Source organism: Rhodococcus sp. (in: high G+C Gram-positive bacteria) (assembly GCF_049286785.1).
Classification (GTDB): domain Bacteria; phylum Actinomycetota; class Actinomycetes; order Mycobacteriales; family Mycobacteriaceae; genus Rhodococcus_F.
In genome coordinates this window covers 1-11,038 of sequence record NZ_JBAQEO010000219.1, presented here as the reverse complement: position 1 = coordinate 11,038, position 11,038 = coordinate 1, and the positions used below count along the sequence as shown (strand labels likewise).

7 protein-coding genes are annotated in these 11,038 nt (G+C 66.1%); all 7 read left to right on the top strand.

From position 1 onward, the window contains the following. Positions 1–109: 109 nt before the first annotated feature. Positions 110–1,105: an alpha/beta hydrolase gene (locus WAW17_RS09195; protein ID WP_422332674.1), complete on the top strand. Its 996-nt coding sequence runs from the start codon at positions 110–112 to the stop codon at positions 1,103–1,105. A gap of 140 nt (positions 1,106–1,245) precedes the next feature. Then, positions 1,246–3,135, top strand: coding sequence for an alpha/beta hydrolase-fold protein (locus tag WAW17_RS09190; RefSeq protein WP_422332673.1), 1,890 nt, complete (start codon positions 1,246–1,248; stop codon positions 3,133–3,135). Between the two features lie 109 nt (positions 3,136–3,244). Beyond that, on the top strand, positions 3,245–3,820 hold the full coding sequence (locus WAW17_RS09185) for a DUF732 domain-containing protein (protein WP_422332672.1): 576 nt from the start codon (positions 3,245–3,247) through the stop codon (positions 3,818–3,820). 6 nt (positions 3,821–3,826) lie between these two features. Further along, a complete protein-coding gene (locus WAW17_RS09180; protein WP_422332671.1) occupies positions 3,827–4,807 on the top strand; it encodes a cutinase family protein in 981 nt (326 codons plus the stop codon). Between the two features lie 167 nt (positions 4,808–4,974). Then, entirely contained in the window at positions 4,975–5,964 is a 990-nt protein-coding gene (locus tag WAW17_RS09175; RefSeq protein ID WP_422332670.1) for an LLM class F420-dependent oxidoreductase, read from the top strand. Positions 5,965–6,153: 189 nt separating this feature from the next. After that, complete coding sequence (fadD32, locus tag WAW17_RS09170; RefSeq protein ID WP_422332669.1) at positions 6,154–8,049, top strand: long-chain-fatty-acid--AMP ligase FadD32; 1,896 nt, start codon at positions 6,154–6,156, stop codon at positions 8,047–8,049. Between the two features lie 67 nt (positions 8,050–8,116). Continuing rightward, positions 8,117–11,038 (top strand): beta-ketoacyl synthase N-terminal-like domain-containing protein (locus WAW17_RS09165; protein WP_422332675.1); only part of this gene is annotated, 2,922 nt, incomplete at its 3' end.

The window sequence follows — 11,038 nt, the reverse complement described above, 5'->3', positions numbered from 1 at the left end:
CTGTGCGGGTGGCGTCTGTGAGTCGGATTTTTCGAACGAGATTTCACGAGCTCGAGTGGTGATGCCGCGGCCGCGGCAAAGACGAATCAAGCGGAGGGAAGACGAGTACATGCGAGTTGGGGGTACGACGAGAACACGCGGATGGGCCAGGCGCACCGCGGCGGCTGTTGCATTGGCAGTGGCGGTGCCACTCGGTGTGACGATGGTCGGCGGTGGAGCTACCGCGTCCGCGGCCTTCGACCCCGCGGCCCAGGATTTCTGGGTCGACTCGAGTATGGGTCCGATCAAGAGCCGCGTCTGGCGCGCAGCCGACGGCAACACCAACCGCGTGGTGTATCTGCTCGACGGTCTGCGTGCGCAGGACGATCTCAGCGGCTGGGAGATCAACACCGACGCCGGTGCGTTCCTCGCGGGCCAGAACATCAACGTCGTGCAACCGGTCGGTGGCCAGTCCAGCTTCTACTCCGACTGGGTGTCGAATTCCACGTTCAACGGCCAGAAGGTCAAGTACCAGTGGGAAACGTTCCTCACGAAGGAACTGCGCAACGCTCTGCGTGACCGTCTGGGCTTCCAAACCACCCGCAACGGCGTCATCGGCCTGTCGATGGGTGGCAGTGCTGCCCTGACCCTCGCGGCATACCACCCGGACCAGTTCAACTACGCGGGGTCGCTGTCGGGGTACCTGAACATCTCGGCACCCGGCATGCGTGAGGCGATCCGCGTCGCGATGCTCGACGCCGGACGGTACAACGTGGACGCGATGTGGGGTCCGCCGTGGAACCCGGCGTGGCTGCGCAACGATCCGTTCGTCTTCGCGACCAAGCTTCGCGACAACGGCACGCGGGTGTGGGCCTCGGCCGCCAACGGCATTCCCGGCCCCGGTGGCAACGCGCCCACCGGCGTCGTGGACGTGTTCAACACGACCACTGGTGCGGGACTCGAGGCGCTGTCGCTCGCGAACACCCGCGCCTTCCAGGTGCGCATGGCGACCATCGGCGCGAACAACGTCACCTACAGCTTCCCGCCCCGCGGTATCCACAGCTGGCGCTACTGGGGCCAGCAGATCCACGATCTGGCGCCCGATCTCAGCAACACCATCGGTTAGCGGGAGCAGCTCAGAGGTAACAATTGCACCAGTGGTAACAGCGCGGCACCCCCACTCGACTGCTGTTTGCGTGTAGAAAGAACCGGAACGCGAGGCCGTTCGGGTTATTGCCTCGACGCGCAGACAGGGAGTGAACGCCAATGCGAGTAGGCCTGCCCAGGGCGGAACGACGGCGAACTGAGTTTGCCGGTGTCCGAAGTCGGATCCTCGTGGCGCTTGCCGCCGTGCTCGTCGTACCGGTGGCGGCCGGGTTCAGCTCGGCCGCCACCGTGTCGGCTGCGCCGATGGCCGCGCACACCGCCCCGGTTGCCACACAGGCGCCCATCGGCGCGACGATCCACCACGTCGACTGGCTGACGGATCGCCGTGTCGCGCTGTGGATCAATTCCCCGTCGATGGGTGTGCCGATCCAGGTTCAGCTGTTGCTGGCGAGGGACTGGAACATCAAGCCGACGGAGAAGTTCCCGTCGGTGTACATGCTCGACGGACTCCGGGCGCAGGACAACGAGAACGGCTGGACGCTCGAAACCGATGCCGAGGCGTTCTTCGCCGACAAGAACATCAACGTGGTTCTGCCGGTGGGCGGCCAGTCCAGCTTCTACTCCGACTGGGTGGCTCAGGACAACGGGCAGAACTACCAGTGGGAAACGTTCCTCACCAAGGAATTGCCGCCCATCCTCGAGAGCGACTGGCGTTCCACGCAGACGCGCGGGGTCATCGGATTGTCCATGGGCGGCACGTCCGCGATGTTCCTCGCCGGCCGTAACCAGGGTTTCTTCAAGTTCGCGGCCTCGTTGTCGGGCATGCTCACCACGACGGCGCTGGGAATGCCGCAGGCCGTGGCGTACGCGATGAGCGATGCCGGCGGATTCGACGCCAACGCCATGTGGGGTCCGCCCACCAGTTCGGCGTGGGAAGAGCATGATCCCTACCTGCTCGCGGACAAGCTCAAGGGTGTCAGCCTCTATATTTCCAGCGGCAGCGGCACCACCGGACCGTACGATCAGCCGTCCGGGATTCCGGGGGTCAGCACCAACTACGCCGGTATGGGACTCGAGATCCTGTCCCGCCTCACCTCGCAGACCTTCGCGACCAAGCTCAACAAGCTCGGTATCCCCGCGCAGGTCAACTACCGGCCGTCGGGTACGCACTCGTGGCCGTACTGGCAGTTCGAGCTTCATCAGTTGTGGCCGCAGCTCGCCAGCGCCGTCGGCGTGGAGGCCGACAAGCCGGTGTGCACCATCGGCGGATCGATCGCCGGTGTCGCGAATGCCAATCCGTGGATCGGCGACTGCCTGACGCCGGAGTACAGCATCGCGGGCGGCACGGTCCAGGACTTCCGGTTCGGGCGGATCTTCGCCAAGGGCGACTCCGGCACACAGCCGGTGGCCGGCATCATCGGCGGCGTGTATCAGGGGATGGGTGGTCCGGCCGGAGCACTCGGCTACCCGAAGACGCCGGAACTGGGCACCCCGGACGGCCGCGGCCGGTTCAATCACTTCGCGAACGGTTCGATCTACTGGACCCCGCAGACCGGTGGACACGCCATCCGGGGCGCGATCCTCGGGGAATGGGCACGACAGGGCTGGGAGGCCGGCCCGCTCGGCTACCCCGTGGCCGAGGAAGTTCCCACACCTGGCAAGGTCGGTGCCGTGCAGGGCTTCGAGATCGGTGCCATGTACTTCAGTCCCGCCAACGGCACCCACGCGGTGCAGGGAATGATCATGGGCAAGTACGCCGAGACGGGGTACGAAGGTGGATGGCTCGGTTTCCCGAAGACCAGTGAGATCGCCGTCAAGAACGGTGGACGGTTCAACGAGTTCGAGGCCGGCAACATCTATTGGAGTCCGGCATCGGGTGCGTGGTCGATCGAGAACGGCCCGATCTTCGAGGCCTGGAAGAGCGTTGGGTACGAGGCCGGTCGGCTCGGCTTCCCGATCAGTGACAAGTTCGCGATCCCCGGCGGTGTGCAGCAGAACTTCCAGACCGGCTACATCACGCTGATCGACGGCAAGGCCGAGGTTCGCTAGAACATCCACAGCAGCGGGCGGGGCCGGGTCCAGCGGACCGGGCTTCCGCCCGATCTGCGTCTGTACCCTGTCGAGTAACAACGACTTGGAAAGCTAAGGACGGAAATAGATGCCGCAGCATTCACGAATCAGCACCACCTTCGCACGGGCAATCGCGGTAGGCGCGCTTGCAGCCGCAGCAAGCGGTCTGCTGGTCGGATGCGGCAGTGACGATTCGACGGCCACCTCTACTCCGTCCTCGACCTCCGCTGCGATGGAGTCCACCACGACCGCCGCCGAGGGCACTGCGTCGGCCCCGCCGACCGCGACCGGATCGGCCACCGCCTCGGCGCCGGTGACGAGTCCGGGCCAGGCTGCGACGGCGCCGCCGGAACAGCCGCAGGCGGTTCCGGAGGACTTCCCCGGTCCCAGCGAGGTGCCGGTCAGTGACGAGGGCAAGAAGTTCCTCGAAGAACTGAAGAAGAGAGGAATCGAGCCGGCCACCGACGGCACGATGGCCGTCAGCACCGCCGACTTCATCTGCCAGGCACGGGCAGAAGGCCGCAGCGACGCCGACACCATGGTGTTCGTTACCGCGATGGTCGGCACCGAGGCGGCTGCCGCGGGCCGGGAACTCAGCCAGGAACAGGCCGCGGCCGACGCCCAGACATACATCGACGTCGCTCACGCGACCTACTGCAGGTAGCCGCCGATGTCGCGGACCGGGCGCGGAACGCGCAAGGCGAGGGGAAGCCGTCTTCGTAAGTTGTTGGTACTGGCTGTGATTCTGCTGGTGATCCTGCTGGCTGTGCTCGCGCTGTGGTACCTGCTCGCGGGACGGCTCCCCAAGCCCGTCCCGATCCCGCCCGGTCCGGAGCGGCCCGACACGCAGTCGGCCAGCTGCCCGGACGTCCAGGTGGTCGTCGTCCCGGGTACATGGGAGTCGAGTGCCGGTGACGACCCGTACAACCCGACGGCCAACCCGGCGTCGCTGATGCTGAACGTGTCACGTCCGTTACAGGAGTTGTTCCCGCCTGCGCGCGCTGACGTCTACACGGTTCCGTACGTTGCGCAGTTCTCCAATCCTGTCGCGTTTCCCCCGGACGGGCAGGAGTCCTACAACAACAGCCGGACGGCGGGCCTGGCCGCCACCAACGACATCCTCGTTCGCCGCCACGCGGAGTGCCCGCTCACCAGTTTCCTGCTGACCGGTTTCTCGCAGGGTGCGGTGATCGCCGGCGACGTCGCATCGAGCATCGGTGCGGGCGACGGTCCCGTGCCGGCGGACCTGGTACTCGGCGTCGGACTCATCGCCGACGGCCGCCGCGATCCGGGAGCGGCTACCGACATCGGGCAGGCCGTGGCCGGTGTGGGTGCCGAGTTGTCGCTGGCGGGTCTGAAGGTGCCGGGAATCACGATGACCGGTCCGCGCCCGGGCGGGTTCGGCGACCTGGCCGATCGCACTGTCGAGATCTGTGCGCCGTCGGACGGGATCTGCGATGCGCCGCTCGAGGCGTTCAAGCCCGGTAACTGGGTAGCCAGCGCATTGCGCCTGCTCGAGTACAACAACAATCCTGTTCACGCGTTGTACAACTCGTACGTCGTGGACGAGTCGGGGACCACCGCTCCGCAGTGGATCGCGAACTGGGCAGCGGAGAAGATCGAGGGCGCACCGACGCCGCCGCACAGTTAGCTGCGCGTGACCTGTGAGTATGCAGGGGACCGGTGAGACGCAAATGTTCCCGAACAGATATGCGCGATACGTACTCGCCGGTAGTCCACCCTTCCCGGCGACGGTAGAGTGCTGCACTGTCGCAAGATCACCGGTGCCCGCGGGCGTTCGAACAGGAGAAGCTGTACATGAGTTCCGATGCCGGCTCGCCCCGAAAGTTCCGTTTTGCGGCAGGTGGCGAAGGCAACGCTGACGAGGGCGGCGCCCGCCGTTTCGTGAAGCTTGCGCAGAAGGCCGAGGAACTCGGGTTCGACAGCTTCATGATTCCCGACCACCTGGGGAATCAGGTGGGACCGATTGCCGCCCTCGGTGCGCTCGCCGTGGCCACGGACAAGATCCGGCTCGGCACCGCCGTGCTTGCCAACGGTTTCCGGCATCCGGCGATCCTCGCGAAGGACGCTGCCACCATCGACGTCCTGTCCGGTGGCCGTCTCGAGCTGGGGATCGGTGCCGGGTGGATGAAGGAAGAGTTCGACAAGGGTGGCATTCCCTACGAGCGTCCCGGTGTGCGGATCGCGAAACTCGAGGAGTCCTTGCAGATTCTCGACACGCTGCTGCGCGGTCAGGAATGCAACTTCGACGGCAAGTACTACCAGATCAAGGGACTCACCGGCAGTCCGCGGCCGCGCCAGGGTCCGCGCCCGCCGATCGCCGTCGGCGGTGGCGGCCCCAGGATGCTGGCGCTCGCCGCCAAGTATGCCGACATCATCTCGGTCGCGACCCCAACCAGCAAAGAGGGCAAACTCCTGCTGTCGGGTGTGACGCTCGAGAAGACCATGGAACGAGTCGAGCGGATTCGCGAAGCTGCCGGTGACCGGTTCGACGACATCGAACTGAACTGGACCATCACCACCATCGTCATCACCGACGATCGGGAACAGACCGCGGAGATGGCGCTGGCCGCCCTCGACCAAGGGTTCCCGCCCAACATCGAGGTGGACGTGAAGTTGTCCGTCGAGGACATCTTGAACTCGCCGTATCTGGCGATCGGAAGTTTCGATGAAATCGCAGATCAGATCCGCATGGTGCGTGCGAAGACGACAATGTCCTATGTCGGTGTCTTCCCCACCCAGATGGATGCGTTCGCGCCGATCATCTCGCAGTTGAAGGGCGAGTAGACGCAGCGCAACGAGAGCGAGCGATGCCAATCTGTAACATATCTGTGGTTTGGAATCGATGAGCTTATTCGGGTGAGTTGCGTTCTGACGTGATCGCCCGCGAGTTGTACGAGATCCGATTCGGCGAAGGAAGTCTGGGGCGCAGTCATGCCGATGGCATGCCTGTGTGATCGCTTCGGAGGAGATGGAATGAACGCGAAGTTCGATGAGTTTATCGACGAGAAGGGCCATATCAGGCTCGATCCCGACAGCACGCTGGTCGACTATGTCCAGCGTCACACCCGGGAGAACGCGGACGACCTCGCATACCGGTATATCGACTACTCGCGGGAACGTGAGGGAGAAGCGCACGAGCTGACCTGGGAACAGTTCGGCAACCGGTTGCGCGCGGTCGCGGCCCGCCTCCAGCAGGTCACCAAGCCCGGCGACCGGGTCGCCGTTCTCGCGCCGCAGGGTCTCGACTACGTCATCTCCTTTTTCGCCGCGATTCATGCCGGCACCATCGCCGTGCCGCTGTTCGACCCCGACGAACCCGGACACACCGACCGCCTGCACGCCGTCCTCGGTGACTGCAAGCCTGCCGCCATCCTCACCGCCACCTCCTCAGCCGCGGGTGTCCGGCAGTTCTTTCGGTCCCTTCCCGCCGCCGAGCGCCCCCGCATCATCGCCGTGGATGCCATCCCCGACAGCGTCGGCGAATCGTGGGTCCGTCCCGAAATCGACCTCGACGACATCGCGTACCTGCAGTACACGTCCGGCTCCACCCGGGTTCCCGCCGGTGTCGAGATCACGCACCGTGCGGTCGGGACCAACGCCCTGCAGATGGTCGATTCCATCGAGCTGAACGAAAATTCGCGTGGTGTCACGTGGCTGCCCCTGTTCCACGACATGGGTCTGCTCACGGTCATCCTGCCCGCGCTGGGCGGCAAGTACATCACCATCATGAGCCCGCGCGCGTTCGTACAGCGTCCGTACCGCTGGATCAAGGAACTCGCCGCCGTGTCGGACGGTGCAGGCACGTTCGCCGCCGCTCCCAACTTCGCGTTCGAGCACGCGGCCGCGCGCGGTCTGCCGAAGAATGGTGAGAGCCTCGATCTGAGCAACGTCATCGGGTTGATCAACGGCAGCGAGCCCGTCACCACGTCGTCGATGCGCAAGTTCAACGAGGCGTTCGCGCCGTACGGTCTGCCGAAGACCGCGATCAAGCCGTCGTACGGCATGGCCGAGGCCACCCTGTTCGTGTCCTCCACACGGCATTCGGACGAGGCGCGCGTCGTCTACCTCGACCGCAACGAGCTCAACGCCGGCCGGGTCGTCAAGGTGGACCAGGACACCGAGAACGCGATCCCGCAGGTGTCGTGTGGTTATGTCGCGCGCAGTCAGTGGGCGGCCATCGTCGATCCCGAGACGCGCATCGAGCAGCCCGAGAACCGTGTCGGTGAGATCTGGTTGCACGGTGACAACATCGGGATCGGTTACTGGGGTCGTACCGAGGAAACCGACGAGACCTTCCACAACAAGCTGACGAACCGGCTTCCCGAGGGTAGCCACGCCGAGGGAACACCCGAGGACGCCAACTGGATGCGGACCGGCGACTACGGCGTGTACATCGACGGCGAGCTGTTCATCACGGGCCGGGTCAAGGACCTCGTGATCGTCGACGGCCGGAATCACTACCCGCAGGACCTGGAAGCCTCGGCTCAGGAGGCGAGCCCCGCGCTGCGTCCGGGCTTCGTCGCCGCCTTCTCGGTGCCCGCGAACCAGCTGCCGCGGGTGGTGTTCGAGAACACCCATTCGGGCCTGAACTTCGATCCGGACGATTCGTCGGAGCAGCTCGTGATCGTCGCCGAGCGCGCGCCCGGTGCCGGCAAGGCCGACCCGCAACCCGTCGCCGACACGGTGCGTGCGGCGTTGTCGAGCAGGCACGGCGTGACTGCCCGGGACATCCTGCTGGTTCCGGCCGGTTCCATTCCGCGCACCTCGAGCGGCAAGATCGCGCGCCGGGCATGCAAGGCCAGCTATGTCGAGGGCACCCTGCGCGGCGGTTACACGCAGACTGCTTTCCCCGATAGCGTTTCCGAATAATCCACTTCCTGACGGGTAGCTTGGTGAGTTGATGGCTGTACATGATGACGATCGGACTTCTGGCGATATGACGGTTGCGGAGCTGCGGGAGTGGCTGCGTAACTGGATTGCCGACGCCACGGGGCAACCGGTCGGTCAGATCACCGACGATCGCCCGATGGAAGAGTTCGGTCTGTCGTCCCGGGATGCGGTTGCGCTGAGCGGGGAGATCGAGGAACTGGTGGGCGTCACGCTCACTGCGACCGTCGCGTATCAGCACCCCACCATCGCGTCGCTGGCCACCCGCATCATCGAGGGCGAGCCCGAACAGCCCGACGATTCCGCGGACGCCGCGTACTACGCCTCGGCGCCCTCATCCGACGCCCACAACATCGCGATCGTGGGCCTGGCCACGCGGTTTCCCGGCGCGGGCACCACTCCTGCCGAGATGTGGCAGATGCTGGCGGACGGCCGCGACGGCATCTCCGACCTGCCCGAGGGTCGGTGGGAGGAGTTCACGTCCGACCCGCAGATCAAGGCTGCCGTCGAGAAGGCCAACACCAAGGGTGGCTACCTCGACGACATCAAGAGTTTCGACGCCGAGTTCTTCGCGATGTCCCCGCTCGAGGTTGCCAACGTCGACCCGCAGCAGCGGCTGGCGATGGAACTCACCTGGGAGGCCCTCGAACACGCCCGTATCCCGGCGAGTGATCTGAAGGGCGAGCAGGTCGGTGTCTTCATCGGCAGCTCGGCCAACGACTACCAGTTGCTGGCGGTGAGCGACCCGGTCCACGCGCACCCCTATGCGCTGACGGGCACCTCGACGGCCATCGTCGCCAACCGCGTCTCGTACTTCTACGACTTCCGCGGTCCGTCCATCGCCCTCGACACCGCGTGCTCGTCCTCGCTGGTCGCGGTGCATCAGGCGGTCCGTTCGCTGCGGTCCGGTGAGTCGGATCTCGCGCTCGCCGGTGGCGTCAACATGATCGTCGCACCGCCCGCCACGCTGGGCTTCGACCAGCTGGGCGTCATGGCTCCCGACGGGCGCATCAAAGCTTTTTCGGCCGACGCCGACGGCATGATCCGGGCCGAGGGCGGCGGTCTCGTCGTCCTCAAGCGCCTCGAGGATGCCGAACGGGACGGCGACCGGATTCTCGCGGTCATCGCCGGTAGTGCCGTCAACCAGGACGGCCGGTCCAACGGCCTCGCCGCGCCCAACCCGGACGCGCAGGCCGACGTCTTGCGGCACGCCTACCGTGACGCGGGCATCAACCCGTCCGGGGTCGACTACATCGAGGCCCACGGCACCGGCACCATTCTCGGTGATCCGATCGAGGCCGACGCGCTCGGACGCGTCGTGGGTCGTGGACGCGACGACGACAAGCCTGCTCTGCTCGGCTCCGCGAAGACCAACTTCGGGCACCTCGAGGCCGCGGCGGGTGCCGCGGGCCTGATCAAGGTCGTCCTGTCGATGCAGGAAGACATCCTGCCGCCGTCGCTGAACTATGTCGGCCCCAACCCGTACATCGCCTTCGACAAGGCACAACTGCAGGTCATTCCCGAGGGTGCGTCCTGGCCTCGCTATACCGGCACCGCAGTTGCCGGTGTGTCCGGTTTCGGTTTCGGTGGCACCAACGCACACGTCGTCGTGCGTGAGTACGTGCCGGCCGAGGCCGAACCCGCGGACGTCGACGCGGAGCCGGGCGGCGAGGGCATGCTCGAAGCCGCGGCCGAATCGATGGGCCTGAACGATGAGCCCACCGTCGTGCTCGCGGTGTCGGGGGCGCTGCCGTCGCGTCGTCGTCGTGCCGCGTCCGATCTGGCCGACTGGCTGGAAACCGAAGCGGGCAGCACCACACCGCTCGGCGACGTCGCCCGGTCCCTCGCACGTCGCAACCACGGTCGCTCGCGTGCGGTCGTTCTCGCGAAGACGCGCGCCGAGGCCATCACCGGACTGCGTGCCGTGGCCGCCGGCAAGCCCGGCCAAGGTGTGTTCTCCGCGGATTCGCCGGCGTCGAAGGGCGCGGTCTGGGTGCTGTCGGGCTTCGGGTCGCAGCACCGCAAGATGGCCAAGCAGCTGTACCTGGAGAACCCGGTGTTCGCCGCGGCCATCGACGAGGTGGATGCGCTGATCGAGGACGAGGCCGGCTACTCCATGAAGGAGAAGTTCCTCGACGACGCGATCGACTACGACGTCGAGACCTCGCAGGTGGGCATTTTCGCCATCCAGATCGGTCTGGCCGCTCTGCTGCGCCACCACGGCGCCGAGCCCGAGGCCGTCGTCGGTCACTCCATGGGTGAGGCCGCCGCCGCGTACATCTCGGGCGGCCTGCCGCTCGAGGACGCCGTCCGCGTGATCTGCGCGCGGTCGCGGCTGATGGGCGAGGCCGAGGCCACGCTCGAGGGCGACGACATCCGCCTGATGGCCCTCGTCGAGTACAGCGCCACCGAGATCGAGAACGTCCTCACCGACTTCCCGCACCTCGAGGTCTGCGTGTACGCGGCGCCGACGCACACCGTCATCGGTGGCCCGGAGTCGGAGGTCAACGCCATCGTGGCGCGCGCGGAGTCCGAGGAGAAGATGGCCCGCGTCCTCAAGACTAAGGGCGCCAGCCACACCTCGCAGGTCGATCCGCTGCTCGGTGAACTCGCCGCCGAACTTGCGGGCATCGAGCCGACCAAGCTGAAGCTGGGCGTCTACTCGTCCGTCGACCAGGACACGTTCTACCGCGCCGGCCACGAGCCGATCCACCGCGAGGAGTACTGGACCAAGGGTCTGCGGCACAGTGTGTACTTCACCAACGCCGTCCGGCTCGCGGTGGGCAACGGCCACACCACGTTCGTGGAACTCGCGCCGAACCCGGTGGCGCTGATGTCCGTGGCGGCCACCGCGTTCGATGCGGGCCTGCACGACATGGCCCTCATCCAGACGCTCAAGCGCAAGGAAGACGAGCCGCTCGGAGTGCTCACCGCACTGGCGCAGCTCTACGTGCACGGCCATGCCGTGAAC